General features: G+C 36.6%; 23 protein-coding genes, 4 pseudogenes and 1 other annotated feature. Of the genes and pseudogenes, 15 read left to right on the top strand and 12 right to left on the bottom strand.

The genetic code is table 11. The features are described 5' to 3' along the window. Positions 1-78 precede the first annotated feature (78 nt). The 3 genes and pseudogenes from ABH957_RS16935 to ccpA all read left to right on the top strand — a co-directional run bounded on the left by ABH957_RS16935 (position 79) and on the right by ccpA (position 2,935). Positions 79-1,095: a CamS family sex pheromone protein gene (locus ABH957_RS16935; RefSeq protein WP_002015611.1), complete on the top strand. Its 1,017-nt coding sequence runs from the start codon at positions 79-81 to the stop codon at positions 1,093-1,095. A gap of 166 nt (positions 1,096-1,261) precedes the next feature. Continuing rightward, a pseudogene (locus tag ABH957_RS16930) lies at positions 1,262-1,660 on the top strand (bifunctional 3-deoxy-7-phosphoheptulonate synthase/chorismate mutase); the annotation flags it as partial. Between the two features lie 276 nt (positions 1,661-1,936). After that, the gene (ccpA, locus tag ABH957_RS16925) at positions 1,937-2,935 is read left to right on the top strand and encodes a catabolite control protein A (protein ID WP_002034370.1); all 999 of its coding nucleotides are present in this window, start codon (positions 1,937-1,939) and stop codon (positions 2,933-2,935) included. A gap of 34 nt (positions 2,936-2,969) precedes the next feature. Here ccpA and ABH957_RS16920 read toward each other — a convergent pair whose 3' ends face one another. Both ABH957_RS16920 and ABH957_RS16915 read right to left on the bottom strand, forming a co-directional pair. Beyond that, positions 2,970-3,332, bottom strand: a complete 363-nt coding sequence (locus ABH957_RS16920; RefSeq protein ID WP_002184820.1) for a DUF4288 domain-containing protein — start codon at positions 3,330-3,332, stop codon at positions 2,970-2,972. A 15-nt stretch (positions 3,333-3,347) separates the two neighbouring features. Beyond that, positions 3,348-3,455, bottom strand: a pseudogene (locus tag ABH957_RS16915) (DUF3949 domain-containing protein); the annotation flags it as partial. A 111-nt stretch (positions 3,456-3,566) separates the two neighbouring features. On the opposite strand from ABH957_RS16915, the gene ABH957_RS16910 reads away from it, so the two are divergent. Beyond that, the gene (locus ABH957_RS16910) at positions 3,567-3,839 is read left to right on the top strand and encodes a DUF3917 domain-containing protein (RefSeq protein ID WP_000636592.1); all 273 of its coding nucleotides are present in this window, start codon (positions 3,567-3,569) and stop codon (positions 3,837-3,839) included. Positions 3,840-3,888: 49 nt separating this feature from the next. Here the strand turns inward: ABH957_RS16910 and mscL are convergent, their stop codons facing one another. Together mscL and ABH957_RS16900 are read right to left on the bottom strand one after the other, a co-directional pair. Next, the gene (gene mscL, locus ABH957_RS16905) at positions 3,889-4,290 is read right to left on the bottom strand and encodes a large-conductance mechanosensitive channel protein MscL (protein ID WP_002015591.1); all 402 of its coding nucleotides are present in this window, start codon (positions 4,288-4,290) and stop codon (positions 3,889-3,891) included. A 128-nt stretch (positions 4,291-4,418) separates the two neighbouring features. Beyond that, on the bottom strand, positions 4,419-5,345 hold the full coding sequence (locus ABH957_RS16900) for a Gfo/Idh/MocA family protein (RefSeq protein WP_404443675.1): 927 nt from the start codon (positions 5,343-5,345) through the stop codon (positions 4,419-4,421). 281 nt (positions 5,346-5,626) lie between these two features. On the opposite strand from ABH957_RS16900, the gene ABH957_RS16895 reads away from it, so the two are divergent. Next, complete coding sequence (locus ABH957_RS16895) at positions 5,627-5,914, top strand: hypothetical protein (RefSeq protein ID WP_404443672.1); 288 nt, start codon at positions 5,627-5,629, stop codon at positions 5,912-5,914. Positions 5,915-5,966: 52 nt separating this feature from the next. On the opposite strand, the gene ABH957_RS16890 is transcribed toward ABH957_RS16895, so the two are convergent. The 4 genes from ABH957_RS16890 to acuA all read right to left on the bottom strand — a co-directional run bounded on the left by ABH957_RS16890 (position 5,967) and on the right by acuA (position 9,407). Then, positions 5,967-6,806 (bottom strand): alpha/beta fold hydrolase, encoded by an 840-nt coding sequence (locus tag ABH957_RS16890; protein WP_404443669.1) that lies wholly within the window; start codon positions 6,804-6,806, stop codon positions 5,967-5,969. A 143-nt stretch (positions 6,807-6,949) separates the two neighbouring features. Further along, positions 6,950-8,116 carry an acetoin utilization protein AcuC gene (gene acuC / locus ABH957_RS16885; protein WP_404443831.1) on the bottom strand — a complete coding sequence of 389 codons (1,167 nt, stop codon included), beginning with the start codon at positions 8,114-8,116 and terminating at the stop codon, positions 6,950-6,952. Then, complete coding sequence (locus ABH957_RS16880; RefSeq protein WP_002160217.1) at positions 8,113-8,757, bottom strand: acetoin utilization AcuB family protein; 645 nt, start codon at positions 8,755-8,757, stop codon at positions 8,113-8,115. The genes acuC and ABH957_RS16880 overlap by 4 nt, the downstream gene beginning before the upstream one ends. Positions 8,758-8,774: 17 nt before the next feature. Next, on the bottom strand, positions 8,775-9,407 hold the full coding sequence (gene acuA, locus ABH957_RS16875; RefSeq protein WP_404454278.1) for an acetoin utilization protein acetyltransferase AcuA: 633 nt from the start codon (positions 9,405-9,407) through the stop codon (positions 8,775-8,777). Positions 9,408-9,583: 176 nt separating this feature from the next. Between acuA and acsA the strand changes: the two genes are divergently transcribed. From acsA to tyrS, 6 genes are all read left to right on the top strand, one after another. Further along, positions 9,584-11,302, top strand: a complete 1,719-nt coding sequence (gene acsA, locus ABH957_RS16870; RefSeq protein ID WP_002067621.1) for an acetate--CoA ligase — start codon at positions 9,584-9,586, stop codon at positions 11,300-11,302. Positions 11,303-11,390: 88 nt separating this feature from the next. After that, positions 11,391-11,948, top strand: coding sequence for a maltose acetyltransferase domain-containing protein (locus tag ABH957_RS16865; RefSeq protein WP_404443660.1), 558 nt, complete (start codon positions 11,391-11,393; stop codon positions 11,946-11,948). A 66-nt stretch (positions 11,949-12,014) separates the two neighbouring features. Next, positions 12,015-12,470, top strand: coding sequence for a hypothetical protein (locus ABH957_RS16860; protein ID WP_404443657.1), 456 nt, complete (start codon positions 12,015-12,017; stop codon positions 12,468-12,470). Further along, positions 12,451-12,996 carry an RNA polymerase sigma factor gene (locus tag ABH957_RS16855; protein ID WP_002129421.1) on the top strand — a complete coding sequence of 182 codons (546 nt, stop codon included), beginning with the start codon at positions 12,451-12,453 and terminating at the stop codon, positions 12,994-12,996. The genes ABH957_RS16860 and ABH957_RS16855 overlap by 20 nt, the downstream gene beginning before the upstream one ends. Further along, complete coding sequence (locus ABH957_RS16850; protein WP_016092439.1) at positions 12,977-13,222, top strand: hypothetical protein; 246 nt, start codon at positions 12,977-12,979, stop codon at positions 13,220-13,222. The genes ABH957_RS16855 and ABH957_RS16850 overlap by 20 nt, the downstream gene beginning before the upstream one ends. A 77-nt stretch (positions 13,223-13,299) precedes the next feature. Next, positions 13,300-13,528 (top strand) — a binding site (T-box leader). 69 nt (positions 13,529-13,597) lie between these two features. Next, positions 13,598-14,854, top strand: coding sequence for a tyrosine--tRNA ligase (gene tyrS / locus ABH957_RS16845; RefSeq protein ID WP_404511828.1), 1,257 nt, complete (start codon positions 13,598-13,600; stop codon positions 14,852-14,854). A gap of 78 nt (positions 14,855-14,932) precedes the next feature. Here the strand turns inward: tyrS and ABH957_RS16840 are convergent, their stop codons facing one another. Next, complete coding sequence (locus ABH957_RS16840; protein ID WP_377953525.1) at positions 14,933-15,235, bottom strand: YjdJ family protein; 303 nt, start codon at positions 15,233-15,235, stop codon at positions 14,933-14,935. Between the two features lie 149 nt (positions 15,236-15,384). On the opposite strand from ABH957_RS16840, the gene ABH957_RS16835 reads away from it, so the two are divergent. Next, positions 15,385-15,513, top strand: a complete 129-nt coding sequence (locus tag ABH957_RS16835) for a hypothetical protein (protein WP_002015573.1) — start codon at positions 15,385-15,387, stop codon at positions 15,511-15,513. A gap of 379 nt (positions 15,514-15,892) precedes the next feature. Here the strand turns inward: ABH957_RS16835 and rpsD are convergent, their stop codons facing one another. After that, complete coding sequence (rpsD, locus tag ABH957_RS16830; RefSeq protein WP_340813131.1) at positions 15,893-16,495, bottom strand: 30S ribosomal protein S4; 603 nt, start codon at positions 16,493-16,495, stop codon at positions 15,893-15,895. Between the two features lie 398 nt (positions 16,496-16,893). Here rpsD and megL point away from each other — a divergent pair, with 398 nt between their 5' ends. Further along, the gene (gene megL / locus ABH957_RS16825; RefSeq protein WP_404443649.1) at positions 16,894-18,069 is read left to right on the top strand and encodes a methionine gamma-lyase; all 1,176 of its coding nucleotides are present in this window, start codon (positions 16,894-16,896) and stop codon (positions 18,067-18,069) included. Between the two features lie 63 nt (positions 18,070-18,132). Here megL and ABH957_RS16820 read toward each other — a convergent pair whose 3' ends face one another. Next, a complete protein-coding gene (locus ABH957_RS16820; protein ID WP_002138633.1) occupies positions 18,133-18,612 on the bottom strand; it encodes a GAF domain-containing protein in 480 nt (159 codons plus the stop codon). Positions 18,613-18,759: 147 nt separating this feature from the next. Here ABH957_RS16820 and refZ point away from each other — a divergent pair, with 147 nt between their 5' ends. Next, entirely contained in the window at positions 18,760-19,398 is a 639-nt protein-coding gene (refZ, locus tag ABH957_RS16815; RefSeq protein ID WP_002164973.1) for a forespore capture DNA-binding protein RefZ, read from the top strand. 11 nt (positions 19,399-19,409) lie between these two features. Here the strand turns inward: refZ and ABH957_RS16810 are convergent. Continuing rightward, a pseudogene (locus tag ABH957_RS16810) lies at positions 19,410-19,724 on the bottom strand (EamA family transporter); the annotation flags it as partial. Between ABH957_RS16810 and ABH957_RS16805 the strand changes: the two are divergent. Beyond that, a pseudogene (locus ABH957_RS16805) lies at positions 19,713-20,279 on the top strand (LysR family transcriptional regulator substrate-binding protein); the annotation flags it as partial. The pseudogenes ABH957_RS16810 and ABH957_RS16805 sit on opposite strands and share 12 nt — an antisense overlap. Positions 20,280-20,404: the final 125 nt, after the last annotated feature.

Below are 20,404 nucleotides of genomic sequence, written 5' to 3'. Positions count from 1 at the left end.
TTGTTGCAATATATTTAGTGGTACACTAGAGATACTTTAAAACTAAGTAAATTGACTTTTGAAAGTGGGTTTTAAGCAATGAAGAAAATGGCATTATGCATCGCAAGCTTAAGTTTATTACTGGGGGCTTGCAGCAATAATACTATTGAGAAGAAGGATGAAGTTGTACAGAAAGATACGAAAGAAAAAAGTATGATTCCAAGAACTGCTGTTTCTAAGGATTACTATAGAACTGTTATTCCTTTAAAAGAACAAAAGGTAATTAATACAGTTAATGTTAAAACTAATTCTAAACTAGATTTAGCAGAATATGAAAATGGTTTAATGGATATTGCTTCAAAACAATTCGATACAGAAAATTACGTATTACAATTAAATCAATATATTCCAGAGAAAACAATTGATGAATTAGTTACGAAACAAGAAGTACCAGTTTTGACTAATATTATAGAACAGGACTACTTCGGCAAACAAAATTCAAATGAACTAAGCTTATCTGGTGTTGTTATTGGTTTATCTATGTCTTCAAGTGTATCTAATGAGGAAGCTATTTCTAAAGGTACTGAAGTCGCTAAGGGGCTTATAGAAGCTATTAATAAAAACGATAAATATAACAAATCTCCAATTACATTTGCTATATTCAAGCAAGAAAGTACAAGTTCTTTAAAGAATGGTACTTATATTTCAAGCGCTACTGTTCAAAAGAACGAGACTAATCTTGGAAATTGGGATACTATTGATGAAAAGTCGTATTCGTATCCTTCTCAAGAATTTGGGGGGGCACATGGAGAAGATAATGATAAGCTAAAGAAATTTTCTGAAGCAATGAAGGCATTTTCTCCAGGAGATTATATCCCTGTTAATGCTAAGATTTCTTATAAGCAAAATAAGATGGATAAATTAAAGATGGATATTGTCGTTAAATATAACGGTAAGTCAGAATTAATGGCACTCTCTCAAACGGCTGCTCAAAGTATGTTAGAACAATTTCCTAAAGATGCTAAAGTTCAATTACAAATAAAGTCCGAGAATAAAATCGAGGCTGTTATTATAAAAGAGAAGAACAGCGATAAACCGTTTGTTTCTTTCCTATAATAAAAAAAGACAGTTTTTAAGCTGAGGCTACTGAAAAAGTGAATACTTCGAGAAAAACATTTCGAATTTCCTAAAGATGTTGAAAGAAGAAAGGAGGTCATTACCTGTACATAGTAGGGAATGACCTCTTTTTTCTTATGAAATAGACTCTTTCAGTGCCTTCTTTAAAGTGTCAGATTATGTTGATGTTATTCAAATTGGCGCTCGCAATATGCAAAAATTTGAACTGTTAAAGGCAGCTGGTGCTGTAAATAAACCAATATTATTAAAGCGTGGTATTCGCACATATGAAACAGCAACGCGTAATACGCTTGATATTTCCGCTGTGCCAATTTAAAAGAAAGAAACACATTTACCTGTTGTTGTCGATGTAACGCATTCTACAGGGCGACGTGACCTTCTCTTACCGTTTGCAAAAGCGGCTATGGCAATTGGTGCTTTTGCTATTATGGCTGAAGTACATCCAGACCCAGCAGTTGCATTATCAAATGCAGCGCAGCAAATGGACATTCCAGAATTCAATGAGTTTATGAAAGAATTAAAAGCATTCGGAAGTAAATTATAAAAAGATTTCTTAGTCTATGTAGCCCTTGTTACATAGCTTTTTTACAAAAATTGACCTTTTTTGCATAAAAAATACGAAAATACGAGAAAAGAAGCGAATTTTTTCGAAACTTTTGCGGGAAAATATTGTATGACCCTGTGTTTTTAGCGTATCATTAGTAAAAGGAAGAACTCGGGACGATTGTTGGCATCTGCAAATAGAGTTGATGTCTTTTTTTCATTCAAGTGAACCGATACATAAAAATAGATAACATAAATAGAAGGAGTGTGCGAAGAGATGAACGTAACAATCTATGATGTAGCGCGTGAAGCAAATGTTTCAATGGCTACCGTATCACGCGTTGTGAATGGTAACCCAAATGTAAAGCCTACAACAAGAAAGAAAGTATTAGAAGCAATTGATCGTTTAGGATACCGCCCGAATGCGGTAGCACGTGGACTAGCAAGTAAGAAGACAACTACAGTGGGTGTTATTATTCCTGATATCTCAAATACGTTTTATGCAGAACTTGCTCGTGGAATTGAAGATATCGCAACAATGTACAAATATAACATCATTTTAAGTAACTCTGACCAGAACAAAGAGAAAGAGTTCCACTTATTAAATACGATGCTTGGGAAACAAGTGGACGGGATTGTTTTCATGGGTGAAGACATTACAGATATTCACGTTGAAGAGTTCAAAAAATCTCCAGTACCAATTGTATTAGCAGCGTCATTTGATGAACAAAATGAAACGTCATCAGTAAATATTGATTATACACAAGCAGCTTACGATGCAATGAAGCATTTTATTGAGCAAGGACATAAACGTATCGGTTTCGTCTCTGGTCCTTTCATTAATAAAGCAGGAAGCGCGAAGAAGTTACAAGGTTATAAAAAAGCTTTAGAAGAAGCAGGTATTTCATATGATGAAAATCTTATAATTGATGGAGATTACACATATGATTCAGGTATAGAAGCGTTTGAAAGACTTTGGGGCATGGATGAAAAACCAACAGCAATCTTCGTATCTTCTGATGAAATGGCACTAGGTGTAATCCACGCAGCACAAGACGCAGGATTAAACGTACCAACGGATATCGAAGTGCTTGGTTTTGACAACACACGTCTTGCATTAATGGTTCGTCCGCAACTTTCGACAGTTGTACAACCAATGTATGATATTGGTGCAGTAGCAATGCGTTTACTAACGAAATATATGAACAAAGAAAAAGTAGAAGATCACTCAGTTATCTTACCTCACCGTATCCAATTTAGAGATTCAACGAAGTAAGAATAAGAGAGCTCACAGCGATAGCTGTGAGCTTTTATTCATATTCAGGATAATGGTGTTTAACTACTGTATCTACACTTTCAGTTTTCTTAACATGTAAAAAGCGTGCATATAATTCTTTTCCTGTCTCAAATGGTGTGTCATCTAATTCGAAAACATGCAACACTTTTCTAAACGTCCATGTTACTTGCTCACCGTACATATTATCGTACGTATCTTCAGACTGTAGAGCTATCTTTTCACCTAGCTCATGAGCTTCCTCTAAACTGTTCGCCTTAACGAGAATGATACTTTCTTCAAAAAGTGTATCGTGATTCTCTTCATAATGTTCATCAATTTTACTAGGATTAGGTTTACCTGAATGGACAGATTCAAATAATAATTTTACAGCATACACATGAGATCAGTCTCCTTATGCTGAATGTTTTATTTTATAAACAATACTCGCGATAAGTGAAGCGGGTATTGTAAATACGTTACTTTGATAATGATAATGTATTTTGGATTCTTCATAAGACATTCGCTACAGTTTGGATTATTCCTTGTTATATGTCACACAAGTGCAAATTTAACTATTATAGGGCGATGTCATGTATAATAGAAAGAAAAGGCTTGTGAGGGGGGAGAAGAGATGATCGTTCTTTGGATAATTACGCTTTGCATGACCGCTATTTTTGCATATATGACGTTAAAACAAAATGGCTTAAAGCGATTTGTTCCAGGAAGTATTCTTGCAGGAATCGCCCTTATCACGTATGTAATTTCTATTTTTATTGAAAGTGTATCAGTGGACATGAGCACAAGTTTAATGTTTATGGGTATTACACTATTTGCAGGTAGTATTATGGTACTTATGGTTGCTGGTATTATTTTATTTATTCATATGAATTCAGAAACGTTATAGCATATAGAAAAGGCATGTCCCGAGGGTGCATGCCTTTTTATCCGTTCAATTATGCTCTATCTTTAGAAGAGTTTTGTTGTTTTAGTAAGTCGCGAATTTCGCCAAGAATTTCTTCTTCTTTTGTTGGTTCTGGAAGTTCTTCTTTCTTTTCTTCTTCTTCTCTTTTAGATGTTAGTTTGTTGAAAACTTTAACAAACATAAAGATAGCAGCTGCAATAATTAAGAAATCAAAAATAGTTTGGATGAAGTTACCATACATAATAGATGATTTACCGAATGTAAGTTTTAAATCTGTAAAGTTAACGCCGCCCAGTACCATACCAAGTAATGGTGTGATGATATCTTTTACTAAAGAACTAACGATTTTACCGAATGCAGCACCGATTACAACCCCGACAGCTAAATCGATTACATTCCCTTTGAATGCGAATTTTTTAAACTCGTTCCACATGTGTTAATCCCATCCTTTCCACGATTCAATATGAAATTTATAATTCCTATCAACATATTCTATAGAAATTTGTGATAGAAATAAAGAGGAAATGGGAATGAAAGTAAATTCTGAAAAATGTATCCGTTTTAATTTTTGCTTACAGCTTGCAGTAGAGATTGGAGCATTTGTTGAGATTTTAATCCTTCTAATCCATCTACAATAGGCTGTGTATCACCTTGTACACATTGGATAAAATGATGAACAGCATCTTCAAATCCGCGCTGCTTTAACGTTGTCTCCCATGATGGTGAACCACTTTGTGAAACGGAGTTTTCTTGCTCAATTTCAAATGTGTTCATATTTTTTACGCGAATGATTTTACCTGCCGTTACAAGTTCAATTTGTTCTAAATTTGTACCTGCATGGCGGTGCATCGCCGTAGAAAGTAAAAGTCCATTTGCAGTTGTATATGTATGATGTCCGTAAAGAAGTTCGTTCTTTTCATTGATTTGCATCATATTATGAACGATGTTAAGGTCATCGTTAGCTAACCAGCGAGCAGTATCTACAATATGTAAGTAATCATCTAACATAGTAAAGTCATACGTATATGGCCCCACTTTATTTGTGCGGTGCTTTTCAATTCGAATCCATGAAATATCATTAGCTTGCTCTTTGGCAGCAACGTACATAGGAACGAATCGGCGATTAAATCCTACCATTAACTTTCGGTTATACTTCTCGCTCAACTCGACTAGTTTCTCAGCTTGCTCTACTGTAGCTGCTAGCGGCTTATCAACATAAACGTCGATTCCTTTTTTCAGAAGTTCAGAAACGATTTCATAATGTGTAGCAGTTGAACTATGAACGAAGATGGCATCACATTCAGAAGCTAGTGTTTCCATAGAATGAAAGTCTTGAATACGATATTGTTGGCAAATTTGTTTTCTTTTCTCGGGGTTAGGTGTAAAGGCCCCTACAAAATTCCAATCTGTTTCTTTTGTAAGTGTTGGAAGATAGGCTTTTTGTGCGATACTTCCAAGTCCAATCATCCCAATTTTAGGTTTGTTCATGTTTATTCCCACCCTATTAATATTGATGTAACGGGTTAAATGTAGCATAGGGTGGGGGAGGAAGGCAAAAATTAGCTTTTTACTTACGTCCTTCTAACAAAATCTTTTCTATTTCTGCAAAGTTATGAGCGCGAGCATGTTGTAATGAAGGGAGTATCATTATTGTCGGAATGCCTATGACTGTAAGGAAAAGGATATATAAGGTAATTTATGTTAAAATTTAAAAGGGAATAAAAGATCTGTGCCAACACGCACGATAGTTTGAGAGGGAGTGCTAGATTTTGGGGGCTGAATTAAAGGATAATAAATTAAACAAGGCTGTAAAGATTGGAACTAATATCGTACTTATTTTATTAATTATCGGTGCAATACAAATGTTTTATGATGAAGATTCTACAAATGATCATTTCGGTGGGTTATTTATGATGGTCTTTTTTGGAATTAAAATAATTTCTAATTTTATGATGAGTATAAAAGAAGGAGATAAAAAGGCAGTATTACTTGATGTGGGTTTAGTTGTTATTTCTTGCGTTCTTTTATTTGTTTTTAGTGTGAAATATTTCTTTTGAAAAAAGCTCATAGTCTTATAGAGACTGTGAGCTTTCCTTAATAATAGCGGTACTAGTGTAACGATTTATAAAATATTTGAGTAGTAGAAGTAAACTGAGCAGCTTCTTCTAAAAAAGGGTAATGGTTACTCTCCTCAAATGGAATGAAGATAGAATTACGTATACCCTTATGCATCTCGATAGAATATTGAATCGGGCACTGCACATCATGTCTTCCGCAAATAATAAGCGTCTTTGTGTGGATAGAAGGTAAGTACTTTCTTAAATCAAATAACGGATATTCACAAGAGAAAGCATTCATCCGGCTAGCGGACATTGTTTTTTGGATTGGTTTACAAAAATAAGAGTTGTAGTTTTCAGGTTTAAACAATGATAATTGGGTTCTCTTAGTAGATAATTCTTTTCGTTCTGCATTTGTAAGATGAGGGCTTTTCAAGTTTTCGATGAGTTCTTGCATATAATGAAACTGTGGATGTTTTGGATGATAAATACAAAATGGTGTTTTCGTATAGTCGCTTGCTGCAGCTCCAGCCACGACTAATGATTGTAAGGCATTTGGATATGCAATGGCATATAAAAGACCAAGCATACCACCTGTTGAATGGCCAGCGAAATGCCATGTTGGAAGTTGTAAAGCTTCTCGTATCGCTTCTAAGTCGTGGATTGTTTCAATCATGGTTAATTCTTTTTCTGAATTGGCTTTTTCAGAATTACCAGCATCACGTAAATTAATGAGGAATACACGATGCGTAGAAGTGAAAACATCCGCAAAGTAATCGCCAGTTTCATTAAATTGTGAATAGTGATGTGTAATACAAAGCGGTTCGCCATTGCCTTTAGTGAAAATTTCGAATGTGCCGCGCTTTGTATTGATTATTTGTTGTTTCCACATAGTGTCACTACCTTTTTTTATAAGAGTTGGGCCAGTCCATTAGTACATAAAAATATATCAGCGCTTTTTAAAATATATCGACTTACCGACAGAAACCGACAATAAATAAAAGGAGGCTATTTAAAAACGAGCCTCCTTTTCGTTTAGTACAAAGATTTTGTCATATTATTCCGAATAATTTCAAGGGATTTCGCTACAGTTAATGCATTTTTTTCTTCGATTTCTGGTTTTCTAGGGATAGGTTGATACATGTTGTCTGGATCTTCCCATGTAAGGGGAAGGTCGGTTTCTGCTTGTCCTTTCCAAGCGTCAATCCATTCTGGAGGGAGATAACCTGAGATGTTTTGGATGTTGTTCATTTCGAGCCAAATGAGTGCCCAAGCTCTTGGTACGACGCGCCAGTGATCATAGCCACCACCGCCGACAGCAATCCAGCGACCGTCGCAATATTCATTAGCGATTTCACGAGCGAGCTTCGGTATTTCACGGTAAATGTTCATCGTTGCGCAAAGGTGTGTAAGTGGATCGTAATAATGTGCATCAGCACCATTTTGCGTTAAAATAATATCCGGTTTAAAGTATGCTGCCACTTCTTTTACAACTGTTCGATATGAATCTAAAAACGATTCGTCTTCTGTAAAAGCGTCGAGTGGAACGTTAAAAGAATAATTATATCCATTTCCTTGTCCACGTTCATTTACTGCGCCAGTTCCAGGAAATAAATAACGCCCAGTTTCGTGTAATGAAATGGTGCATACGTTAGGATCGTCGTAAAAAGACCATTGTACCCCGTCACCGTGATGAGCATCTGTATCAATATATAAAACGCGTAAACCGTATTTCTTCTGAATATATTTCATTGCGATAGAGCTATCGTTATAAATACAAAAGCCAGATGCTTTACCACGGAAGCCATGATGTAAGCCGCCGCCTAAATTGAGGGCGTGCTTTACTTTTCCGGAAATAACAGCATCGACAGCTGTTAATGTTCCGCCAACGAGTAATGCACTTGCTTCGTGCATATTGGGAAACATCGGTGTATCTTCTGTTCCGAGTCCGTATGTCATCGCAATTGATTTTTCTAACTTACCTTCTCCAGCACGTTTTACCGCATTTATGTACTCCTCTGTATGAACGTAGGCAATCTCTTCATCTGTAGCCATCCGTGGCGCGATGACTTGAGAGGGAGAGATAAAACCGCTCTTTTGTAATAAATCATACGTGAGTGTGACGCGCAGTTGGTTAAAAGGATGATCAGGGCTAAAAGAATAGCCCCGAAAGTCATCCGAATAAATGAAGGCGCTGCTCATGCTTGCATCCCCATTATGTTTGGCCATAATACGCGGTAGCCCTCTGCTTCGAGTGCATCAATCACTTTTAGAGGATTCATCGTTTGAATGCGGAAAACGAGTACTTTATCATTCTCATCTTTTGCTGGATAGACGAGAACGCTCACAATATTAATTTGTAAATTGCTAAAAATAGCAACTACTTTTCCGAGAATACCAGGTTCATTTTTCACTTGAATTTCAATTTGTGAACTAGGCTGATGTGCTCCTGTTAATTTCACTAATGTGTGTAGCACTGTAGATTCGGAAATAATTCCTACTAACTTTCCAGCCTTTGTGACAGGGAGGCAGCCAATTTTATTTTCAAAAAATAAAGTAGCAATTTCCTCAACGAAATCAAGAGGATGGCAAGTCATGACAGGGTGTTTCATAATAAGTTCGAGCGGTTGCTGTAGCATATCGAGTGAAACTTGTTCATCAAGAATTGATGGACTTGCATCTCTTACATCTCGATCAGAAATAATGCCTACTACGTGATTATTTTGATCGACAATTGGAATGTGCCGAATACCTTTCGTACGTATCGTTCGGATTGCTGTTTCGATTGTGTCATCTGGATGCAATGTTACTACATTTTGATTCATAATTTCTTCTACAATCATTCCAGTTGCCCCCTTTATTAATACATAAAACGATTGTGAAAACGTAGACGATCGAATGCTTGAATGGAATCCGTATCAACACGTTTACCGATGCGGACCATTAAACAGTTGGCAGGATGTGAACAAATTTCAGGATCATCTGTAGCCATCCATTGTAAACCACCAGCATTCATCATTTTTTCCATTACTTTTCGGTATTCCCAAACATTTAAGCCTGTTTGTTTTAAATCCCAGTGCCAATAATATTCAGTCGTTAATATAATGTAATCTTCCATATGATTGTCCATCATTGAAACTTCTAATAAATTTTTTCCGACAGAGCAACCGCGAAAGGCTGGGACAACTTCAATCGCCCCGAGTTCAATTAAGTTTTCAATCTTTCCTTCTGACCATCGCTCGAGCGGATCAGGATATAAGTATGTAACATATCCAACGATCGTTTGGTCATGTCTAGCAATAATGAGACGAGCTTCTGGTAATTTAGAAATTTCGACAATTGCTTTATATTGCTGCTCGGCAGGACGAAACGCAATTAAGTCTGGATGAAATTCATACATTTCAAGATTATGTGTAGAGACAGGACCTTCAATAATTAAAGTGCCTTTCGCTGTTTTTAAGTTTCTGGCATTATATATTTTTATATGAATCAATTTATTGCTCACCACCTTGAGGGTTTGTGAATCTATTAATATCGTACTTTATAATATATGCGATGTGAATCGAATTTTGTCATTAAAAATTTGTCTAAAAATCAACAAAAATACTGAAAATTTTAAATAATGTTATTATAATAGATAATAGAATACATAGGAGGGGGATGTAAAGTATGAAAGTGGAAACGCTTCCTGTCATTAAAGGAGAAAATAATTTGCCGAATTATGAAGAGGCATACGCGAATTTTAACTGGGAAGAGGTTAATAAAAATTTTACTTGGAATGAAACTGGCCGAGTAAATATGGCGTATGAGGCAATTGATAAGCATGCGAAATCCGATCGAAAGAATAAAGTAGCACTTTATTATCAAGATGGATCGCGAAAAGAGAAATATACGTTTAAGGAAATGAAGGATTTTTCTAATAAAGCAGGAAATGTCCTGAAAAACTATGGCGATGTTGAGAAAGGCGATCGCGTTTTTATTTTTATGCCGCGTTCCCCAGAATTATATTTCGCACTTTTAGGTGCAGTGAAATTAGGGGCAATTGTTGGACCATTATTTGAAGCATTTATGGAAGGCGCAGTTCGCGATCGTTTAGAAGATAGCGAAGCTAAGGTGTTAATTACAACTCCTGAATTGTTAGAGCGCATACCGTTAAATGATTTACCTGCTTTAAAAACAGTCTTCCTTGTTGGAGACAATGCAGAAGAAGGCGGGAAAACTGTAGCGTTCAATCCTTTATTTGAACAAGCTTCAAAAGAATTACATATCGAGTGGTTAGGCCGTGAAGACGGTTTAATTCTACATTACACATCTGGTTCTACTGGTAAGCCAAAAGGCGTCCTTCATGCTCAAAACGCAATGGTTCAGCACTATCAAACAGCGAAATGGGTATTAGATTTAAAAGAAGATGATGTATATTGGTGTACAGCTGACCCTGGCTGGGTAACTGGAACAGCTTACGGTATTTTTGCACCGTGGTTAGTGGGAGCATCAAATGTTATTTTAGGCGGGAGATTTAGTCCAGAGGCATGGTATGAAGCACTGCAAGATTACGGTGTAACAGTTTGGTATAGTGCACCGACAGCGTTCCGTATGTTAATGGGAGCTGGACAAGACGCAATTAAAAAATATGATTTATCACAAGTGCGTCACGTATTAAGTGTTGGTGAGCCATTAAATCCAGAAGTAATTCGCTGGGGTATGAGCGCATTTGGACTTCGTATTCATGATACGTGGTGGATGACAGAAACAGGTGGACAAGTTATTTGTAACTATCCTTGTATGGAAATCCGTCCAGGTTCAATGGGGAAACCAATTCCAGGTGTGAAAGCAGCGATTGTTGATAATGAAGGAAATGAAGTGCCTCCATACACAATGGGGAACTTAGCGATTGGTAAAGGTTGGCCAGCTATGATGCGTGGAATCTGGAATAACCCACAAAAATATGATTCTTACTTCATGCCGGGAGATTGGTACGTATCAGGTGATTCAGCTTATATGGATGAAGACGGATACTTCTGGTTCCAAGGGCGCATTGATGATGTAATTATGACGTCAGGTGAGCGCGTTGGTCCATTTGAAGTAGAAAGTAAATTAATCGAGCACGCTGCTGTAGCAGAAGCTGGTGTAATTGGTATTCCTGATCCAGTACGCGGGGAAATCATTAAAGCATTTATCGCGCTTCGCGTGGGATACGAACCATCTGATGAATTAAAAGAAGAGATTCGTCAATTTGTGAAAAAAGGCCTAGCAGCTCATGCAGCGCCAAGACAAATTGAATTTAGAGATAAATTACCGAAAACGAGAAGTGGTAAAATTATGCGCCGCGTATTAAAAGCGTGGGAATTAAACTTACCAACAGGCGATTTATCGACGATGGAAGATTAAAAGAGGAAGGGTCTGAATGAATACGTTCAGACCCTTCTTTTTTATGTTATTATAAACTTATATATACGTGTTGGAAGGGGAGAAGGAAATGAAAACAGAAAAAGAAAAGATGATACAAGGGGAAATGTACATACCGGCTGATCCCGTTTTAGTTCAAGGGAGGGAGCAAGCTCGTATATTAACGAGAAAATTAAATGAAACACCAGAAGTAAAGCTAGAAGAACGTAGTGCAATCGTAAAAGAACTATTCGGAACGACTGGAGATAACATTCATCTTGAATCTTCTTTTAGATGTGATTACGGTTATAACATTCACGTTGGTGAAAACTTTTACGCAAACTTTGACTGTACGATTTTAGACGTATGCCCAGTTACAATCGGAGTGAACTGTATGTTAGCTCCAGGTGTTCACATTTATACAGCAACGCATCCGCTTGATCCGGTAGAGCGCATAAGCGGATCAGAGTACGGAAAACCAGTTACAATTGGCGATAACGTATGGATTGGCGGAAGAGCGATTATTAATCCGGGCGTAACAATTGGAGATAATGCTGTCATCGCATCTGGCGCTGTTGTAACGAAAGATGTGCCGGGTAATGTAGTAGTTGGCGGGAATCCTGCGAGAATCATAAAAAAAATAAAATAATATTTGAACGAAGCGCCTTCCTCGTCTGTATACATTTATGAAAGAATAGATGAGGGAGGCTTTTTTATGTCTAATAAATTGATGCTGACTTTTGCTTTAATTGGAATTATAGTTGTGTTTTCTTGTGGTATATTATTACCTATACCAATTGGATTTAAAATTTCAATGATTACAGTTGGGATTATTATGATTGTTATTTTTTCAATCCTTATTCCGTTTGATAAGAAGTATATTGTACGAAAAAATGGAAATAAAATTGATTTTACAAAAACAAAAGTATATTTTCGCTGGAATGTATTTGATACTATTTCTGTCTGTCTTGCAGTATATGCATGCATATGTGTGCAAGCATTAAATATTTTAGTTTCAATTGGATTCACGATTCAAAACCCATATGTTCAATTTTTTGCGAATCAATCACAAGTATGGATTATTGTCGCAAGTGCATATCTAATTTCCCGTATTTCATTAACGTTAAAAGGAATAAAGGAGATCAAAAAAAATGGCGCAGATTGGGATTGAGGAGGAGCTCATGCTTGCGTACCAAAATGGAGATAAGCAAGCTGGAGAAAAACTATATGTTTTAATCAAACCAGCGCTATATACATTTTTGTATCGATTTAATCGTGATGAACAACTGAGTATAGATCTCGTTCAAGATACGTTTTTGACTCTAGAGCGTAAGAAACATATGTATGAAACCCGAAAAGGAAAAATTAAAACGTATTTATTTCAAATCGGTTACCGTCTTATGATTAATAAATTAAATAGAAGAAAAAAGTGGCGTTCGCTCTTACCGTTTTTAGTACCAATGCAAGAGGTAGAGTTTTCCCACGAAGACCGGCTTACGGTAAGAGAAGCAATTTTGAAAGTTCCTGAAGAACAGCGAGCGGTCCTGATTCTTTCTTATTATCATGATATGCAGCAAAAAGAAATTGCAGAGGTACTGGATATTCCTGTTGGAACAGTGAAGTCGAGACTTCATAACGGGATAAAGAAATTAAAACAATTGCTGGAGGTGGATGAAATTGAACGAAAATCCCTTTAAGAATGAATATAAATTAAAGCAGCATTTAGATAGCGATCATGTAGAAATACCGGATTTTCCAAAAACGGTAAGCCGCTTCGAGCGATTACTTGGATTTCTTGCTTCTCCAGCGAAAGATCCTGTGGAAGCGACGATTGGGAATGATTTATCGGTTGTGTTTCATGTGTCGTTATTAGTTGGTGTTCCAGTTATTTCTCTTATTACGATATTCCTTGCGACTTTATAAAGGATTGGTAGGGAAAGAACTCATACCTCTATTTGACACGCCTATATAAATGATGGTATAAAGAAAAGTATATGAATAATTGAGCGTGGAAAGGGAGAAGTAGTGATCATTTCCCTGTTTTAGAGAGCTGATGGTCGGTGGAAATCAGCACATAGATGATCGCGAATTACGCCCCTAGAGCATCTTTTTTCGATTGAAGTGTATTCAAAAGGGAAAAGACGGTGCTAAGCCGTTATGTAAATAAGGTGGTAGGCTTTTTTTGCCTGCAACTAGGGTGGTAACGCGATAATCAAAATCGTCCCTTATTTAAGGGGCGATTTTTTTATGTTTTCAACCTTCACGCCAGTAATGAACTTAAAGGAGAGTATGTAGGATATGGGTATTTTACAAGATTTTGAATTTCGCGGTTTAATTAATCAGCAAACAGATGCTGAGGGACTTGAGCAATTATTAGAAAAAGAAAGCGTTAAATTATACTGTGGTTTCGACCCGACAGCGGATAGCTTACACATCGGTCATATGTTACCAGTATTAATGTTACGTCGTTTCCAATTAGCTGGTCACCAACCAATTGCACTTGTTGGCGGTGGTACTGGCATGATCGGTGACCCAAGTGGTAAAAAAGCAGAGCGTACATTAAATACGAAAGATACAGTTGCTTACTACACAGAAAGCATTAAAAACCAACTTTCAAACTTCTTAGAGTTTGAAAACGTGGACAACCCAGCAACAATGGCTAACAACTATGATTGGCTTGGTAACTTAGATGTAATTTCATTCTTACGCGATATCGGTAAAAACTTCGGTTTAAACTATATGTTAGCAAAAGATACAGTAGCATCTCGTTTAGATACTGGTATTTCATTCACTGAGTTTAGTTATATGATTTTACAATCATACGACTTCTTAAACTTATACCAAAACCATAATTGCCGTCTACAAATCGGTGGTAGTGACCAATGGGGTAACATTACAGCTGGTCTTGAATTAATCCGTAAATCAGAAGAAGATGCGAAAGCATTCGGTTTAACAATTCCGCTAGTTACAAAATCTGATGGTACGAAGTTTGGTAAAACAGAAGGCGGCGCAATTTGGTTAGACCCAGAGAAAACAACTCCTTACGAGTTCTACCAATTCTGGATCAATACAGATGACCGCGATGTAGTTAAATACTTAAAATACTTCACATTCTTATCTCATGAAGAAATTCTTGAGCTTGAGAAGCAAGTAACTGAAGCACCAGAAAAACGTGCAGCACAAAAATCATTAGGATCTGAAATGACAAAACTTGTTCATGGCGAAGAAGCGTTAGAGCAAGCAATTAAAATTTCAGCTGCATTATTCAGTGGCTCTGTAGCAGAACTTACTGCAAGCGAAATCGAGCAAGGATTCAAAGACGTACCATCTGTAGAACGTACTGCAGAAGATACAGTATTAATCGACTTACTTGTAGAAAGCAAAATTTCACCATCTAAACGTCAAGCACGTGAGGATGTAACGAACGGTGCAATCTACGTAAACGGTGAGCGTACACAAGCGTTAGACTACGTTGTAACAGAAAACGACCGCATCGAAGGTAAATTCACAATCATTCGCCGCGGTAAGAAGAAATATTTCTTAATTCGTTACTAATCAGAAAAGAATTTAAAACAAATAGTACCCCGAATGGTAGGCTGAAAAGTCTATCGTTCGGGGTTTTTATGTATGCATTTAAATTGCCTCATGATTTCTTTTAAATAGAATATGAAGAATTAATACGAGCATATAAAGTAAGCTAATTAGCATAACGACAAATGCTACGGGATAAAATTTTGCCGCATATATAAAGAAATCGATTTGATAAATGTCGTCATAATGTGAAACGTACCCTTTAAAATAATTCGTAAACTTAGCGCTATATTTCCATTCATCGGGATAGTCTATTAAATTACTCCCTTGATACCAACTAATCAAAGCTGAAGTAATAAACAGCATACACGAACTGCCTAGTTGAACCATTTGGTTTATTGTCAAAATGAAACTCCTCCTATTTTTTGGTTATTATAGCGTGCATTCGTATTCCTGTAACCTTTTTGTTGTAATCTCCTTTTCGAGTTCATACGGAAATCACATGTAAGCGGTATGATAAATGTATAACAAATAGAAAGGAGTGGTAAAACAAAATGTCACTAGAAGCGCTCATTATTTTTTCTTTGCTAAACGCTGGTCAGCTTGCAGAGAGCACGAAGGTTGATGTACATAAAGAGCAGAAAGATGCTTATGTATATGTTCAAAAAGAGGAAAATAAATAATTTTAATATATAAATAAAAGCTACCAGAGAGAACGTTTTAGTTTCTTTGGTAGCTTTTTCTATTGAGATATAATTTGGAAGTAATGAAAAAAAGAGTAGTCTGAAAACGAAATGATTATATGTTTAGGGGGATAAGTATAACAGCATGTAATGAAGATGGATTATAAAATTTTGCACAATAAACGGAGCTAGTATTAAAGAGAATCCAATCGTTGGAATGAATAAAAGAGAAGTAAGGACGATTATCCATAATTCATGAAAAAACTTCCTTGAAGCATCTTACTATACATACGACATTTATATAAATAAAAAAAGCCCAGGCCCCTTGATAAACAAGGTTCCTAAGGCTTTTAATAATACTCTTTGCAGAGTACCGAGATTAACGAGAGTAGTACTCTACGATTAATGCTTCGTTGATTTCAGCTGCTAACTCAGAACGCTCAGCGTGACGAGTGTAAGTAGCTTCTAACTTATCAGCATCGAAAGTTAAGTATTCTGGTACGAAGTTGTTAACTTCGATCGCTTCTTTAACAACAACAAGGCTGTTAGATTTTTCGCGAACGCTGATAGTTTGGTTAGGTTTAACGCGGTAAGATGGGATATCTACGCGAGCGCCATCAACCGTGATGTGACCGTGGTTTACTAATTGGCGAGCTGCACGACGAGTGCGAGCTAAGCCCATGCGGTAAACTAGGTTGTCAAGACGAGCTTCAAGAAGGATCATGAAGTTTTCGCCGTGCTTACCAGGCATTTTACCTGCTTGGTCAAATGTGCGACGGAATTGACGCTCAGTCATGCCGTACATGTGACGAAGTTTTTGTTTCTCTTGTAATTGTAAACCGTATTCTGAAAGTTTCTTACGTTGGTTAGGACCGTGAGGACCTGGTGCGTAAGGGCGTTTTTCTAATTCTTTTCCTGTGCCGCTTAGAGAGATTCCAAGACGACGAGACAGTTTCCATGCTGGACCTGTATAACGAGCCATAGTTGACTCCTCCTTTAAAAATGTTTTTATTTTCGTAAAATAAAAACAGACGTAATCGATATTTACGGGTATTTTGTTTTCATGTACCTTCGCTCCAGCAGCAGGGAGTTACGAGATACACCTCCGCAGAGGAACAAAATACAAACGATAAACTCACATTACAAGGCTGCCTTTTTATTTTACACAAACGCTATTATATCTTTTACTTACAGTTTCGTCAAGAGACTCCCTTTTTGTTTTATGCAGATAAATTTTGGAAATTAACAAGAAGGAATTTAAAACAATATAAAAGAAAAGATAGAAACACAAATAAAACGCTTACATAAAATGTAGTAAAGACGTTCATCAGATTTTTCCTGGTGGATATGTGGAAATAAAGACATAAGGGGGATGTTTTTATGAAAAAGAAGCATATGGAGACAGCGTTAATTCATCACGGTTATACATCAGAGGAACATAAAGGAAGTTTAACACCACCTTTATTTCAAACGTCTACATTTACGTTTGAGACAGCACAGCAAGGAGAAGCGAGTTTTGCGGGAGAAGATCCATCTTATATTTATTCAAGGCTTGGGAATCCAACTGTGAAATTATTTGAAGAACGTATGGCTGTTTTAGAAGGTGGAGAGGAAGCGCTGGCGTTCGGTTCAGGTATGGCAGCCATTTCAGCAACGTTAATCGGTTTTCTAAAGGCTGGAGATCATATTATTTGTTCAAATGGATTATATGGGTGTACGTACGGTTTTTTAGAAGTGTTAGAAGAGAAATTTATGATTACGCATTCTTTTTGTGATATGGAAACAGAGGCTGATATTGAAAATAAAATTCGTCCAAATACAAAGCTCATTTTCGTTGAAACACCGATAAATCCAACGATGAAATTAATTGATTTAGAAAAGGTGATCGGGGTAGCGAAGCGAAATGACTTGCTTGTTATTGTTGATAATACGTTTTGTTCACCTTATTTACAAAGACCTCTTGAACTTGGTTGTGACGCCGTCGTTCACAGTGCGACAAAATATATTGGTGGTCACGGGGATGTTGTAGCGGGTGTAACAATTTGTAGAACGAAAACGTTAGCTGACAAAATCCGTCCGATGCGAAAAGATATCGGCGGTATTATGGCGCCGTTTGACGCGTGGTTATTGTTACGCGGATTAAAAACATTAGCAGTAAGAATGGATCGTCATTGTGATAATGCGGAAAAAATTGTATCGTTTTTGAAAAATCATGAAGCAGTAGAAGGTGTTTGGTATCCGGAGGGAGAATTAGCATCTCGGCAAATGAAACGAGGTGGGGGCGTTATTTCTTTTTCAATTAAAGGCGTGAAAGAGGAAACACAGTCGTTTATCAATGACCTCCATTTTATTACAATTGCCGTAAGTTTAGGTGATACAGAAACGTTAATTCAGCATCCAGCGACGATGACACATGCAGCTATTCCGGCTGAACTAAGAAAAGAAATGGGTATTTTTGATAATTTAATACGCCTATCTGTCGGTTTAGAATCATGGGAAGATATCGTTTCTGATTTAGAGCAAGCATTAAAGAAAATATCTACTGTGAATCAATAAAAAAAGAGTGAGCTATCGGTTTCGTACGTTACGTACGTAATCGATAGCTCACTCTTTTCTTTATTAAATATGTTTTAGGAGTGTTTCCACAAACTTTTCTAAATAGTGCTGATCTACTTCATCGAAACGATTTTTTTCAGGACTATCAATATCAAGCACACCAATGATATTTCCTTCTTTCATAATCGGTACAACGATTTCAGAATTAGAGGCACTATCGCAAGCGATATGTCCTGGGAATTGGTGAACATCTGCTACAAGTTGCGTTGTTTTTGTTTCAGCTGCAACGCCGCAAACACCACGTCCGAACGGAATACGCACGCAAGCTGGCATCCCTTGGAATGGTCCAAGAACAAGCTGATTTCCTTCTGTTACATAAAAGCCAACCCAATTAACGCGATCTAAAAATTGATTTAATAGTGCGGACGCATTTGATAAGTTTGCGACTACGTTCGGTTCGCCAGTTAATAATGCATCCAGTTGTTTAATTACTGTCTCATATTGCTCTTCACGAGATCCTGCATAACTTTCTTTTGTAAACATGGAAACAACTCCCTTTTTAGCGAGATATGTAAAACGATAGCAAAATACGATGTATTTCACATGACTTTGTCGATAGAAAATTAAAGGAATTTGTCTTAAAAGTCAAGAAATTTAAACTATAGCTGTTCAGTGAGAGGAAGTGAGCGCATGAAACAGACGAAACAAAAAGTAATTGATGCGGCAATATCGTTGTTTAACACGAAAGGTTATGATGGAACGTCGGTGCGAGAAATTGCAAAGCGAGCGGATGTGAATGTAGCGAATATTTCATATTATTTTGCTGGAAAGCAAGGGTTATTAGAACAGCTTATTACTGATTTTTTAGAAGGATATATTCACGTAATTGAAACGTCATTTGAACAGAGAGAATATTTATCGGCTAAAGATGTGATGGTGCAAATGGTGCGCGGGATTTTACGATATCAATTTGATAATAGAGAACTGACACGTTTTTTTTATAGAGAGCTTTCGCTTGATACGACATTAATTCGTGAAGTGATGACCGTTTATTTTTCTAGAGAAAGATATTATATAGAGCAAATCATTAAACAAGGACAAATGAATCAAGAATTTAAAAAGGTATCTTTTACAATGTTTATGACACAATTAAAAGGCATGATGAATATGCCGTTTTTATATCCGCAATATATATCAGAGGTGCTACACTCATTTCCGTCTGAGACGTTTTTCTTAGAAATGTATACGAAGGAAATTGAGCAATGGATGGAACGAACATTATATAAAGCGAGTATGTATTATGAACTACCAAGAGCTGTTCATATGTGAAAAATCCCCACCTAACGAACTGAGGTGGGGATTCTTATATGTTGTTTTCTTTGCCATAAATTGTTGCATACTAGCGCAATAATTGTTAATGAGGTGCTGGCAATTTCTATGTTATCGACGGTATAACTTTGAAACATAGAACCGATAAGTGCAAGTACAGGAACTAAATTCATAAATAATATGCCGTTAATAGATGAAATATATCGATTTCCCGTGTTCCAGCAAAATACAGCGATACCTCCCGCAACAATCGACATATAAAGGAGTTCAAAAGGAACGCTCATAATTGTATGTAGTGACGGTACAGAAATTATATTTGTGTAGGTATATTACCGATTTTAGCGGTTCATTACATATCAAAGTGTAAAGACTTATTAGAGGATACATATGAAATAGAATGGAAAATTGAGCATATGAAAGTATTAATAGAGTTATTTAAAGAGTGAAAAGTTGAAGCGATGTTCATCGATTCAGTAGTAGAAGGCGCTACATATATAAAAGAAATGCGGGAAGAAAAAATCGTTTGTGCTGTTTCAAATGATCATCCGTATAGAGTGAAAAAGGTAATCCGAATGGAAGAGTTGCAAAATGAACAGCTAATTGTATACCCAGAAATATGTGATGTAAGGAAAATGATTATGAATGTGTTTCAATGTATGGGCGCGAAACCAATAATTGCGGTTGAAACATCTTATGCAGAACCGATGATTGCGATGGTAGGAGCTGGACTTGGTATAACATTGCTTCCGGAAACCGCTTTACAGTAAGCCGTAATGCAAGGTAACGTACGTGCGATTTCTGTAGAACCACCACTAATGCGAAAGATTTATTTAGTCTCTCATATGAAAGAGAGCTCGTTATCCTGCATTAACTGCCCGTAAAAGTCTTACCTTTATTGCATTCATTTGAGGACGGATAATGGAATAAGTGGAATATTAAGAAATATTACAATCACATGTAAAGAAACATGAAATTTTAAAAAAAACTAGGTCAAAAACACGTCATT

It is taken from the genome of Bacillus sp. RC242 (genome assembly GCF_044908245.1).
Taxonomy (GTDB): Bacteria; Bacillota; Bacilli; order Bacillales; family Bacillaceae_G; genus Bacillus_A; species Bacillus_A mycoides.
The sequence above is the reverse complement of the archived record's forward strand: the minus strand, read 5'-3'. Positions and strand labels throughout refer to the sequence as shown.

Coding starts and splice junctions, on each gene's coding strand:
- ABH957_RS16835 (WP_002015573.1), top strand. CDS start 15,385: ATGTCACTAGAAGCGCTCATTATTTTTTCTTTGCTAAACGCTGGTCAG.
- ABH957_RS16855 (WP_002129421.1), top strand. CDS start 12,451: ATGGCGCAGATTGGGATTGAGGAGGAGCTCATGCTTGCGTACCAAAAT.
- ABH957_RS16820 (WP_002138633.1), bottom strand. CDS start 18,612: ATGTTTACAAAAGAAAGTTATGCAGGATCTCGTGAAGAGCAATATGAG.
- mscL (WP_002015591.1), bottom strand. CDS start 4,290: ATGTGGAACGAGTTTAAAAAATTCGCATTCAAAGGGAATGTAATCGAT.
- ABH957_RS16865 (WP_404443660.1), top strand. CDS start 11,391: ATGAAAACAGAAAAAGAAAAGATGATACAAGGGGAAATGTACATACCG.
- ABH957_RS16860 (WP_404443657.1), top strand. CDS start 12,015: ATGTCTAATAAATTGATGCTGACTTTTGCTTTAATTGGAATTATAGTT.
- ABH957_RS16890 (WP_404443669.1), bottom strand. CDS start 6,806: ATGTGGAAACAACAAATAATCAATACAAAGCGCGGCACATTCGAAATT.
- rpsD (WP_340813131.1), bottom strand. CDS start 16,495: ATGGCTCGTTATACAGGTCCAGCATGGAAACTGTCTCGTCGTCTTGGA.
- refZ (WP_002164973.1), top strand. CDS start 18,760: ATGAAACAGACGAAACAAAAAGTAATTGATGCGGCAATATCGTTGTTT.
- ccpA (WP_002034370.1), top strand. CDS start 1,937: ATGAACGTAACAATCTATGATGTAGCGCGTGAAGCAAATGTTTCAATG.
- ABH957_RS16935 (WP_002015611.1), top strand. CDS start 79: ATGAAGAAAATGGCATTATGCATCGCAAGCTTAAGTTTATTACTGGGG.
- ABH957_RS16910 (WP_000636592.1), top strand. CDS start 3,567: ATGATCGTTCTTTGGATAATTACGCTTTGCATGACCGCTATTTTTGCA.
- megL (WP_404443649.1), top strand. CDS start 16,894: ATGAAAAAGAAGCATATGGAGACAGCGTTAATTCATCACGGTTATACA.
- ABH957_RS16880 (WP_002160217.1), bottom strand. CDS start 8,757: ATGATTGTAGAAGAAATTATGAATCAAAATGTAGTAACATTGCATCCA.
- ABH957_RS16900 (WP_404443675.1), bottom strand. CDS start 5,345: ATGAACAAACCTAAAATTGGGATGATTGGACTTGGAAGTATCGCACAA.
- tyrS (WP_404511828.1), top strand. CDS start 13,598: ATGGGTATTTTACAAGATTTTGAATTTCGCGGTTTAATTAATCAGCAA.
- acuC (WP_404443831.1), bottom strand. CDS start 8,116: ATGAGCAGCGCCTTCATTTATTCGGATGACTTTCGGGGCTATTCTTTT.
- acsA (WP_002067621.1), top strand. CDS start 9,584: ATGAAAGTGGAAACGCTTCCTGTCATTAAAGGAGAAAATAATTTGCCG.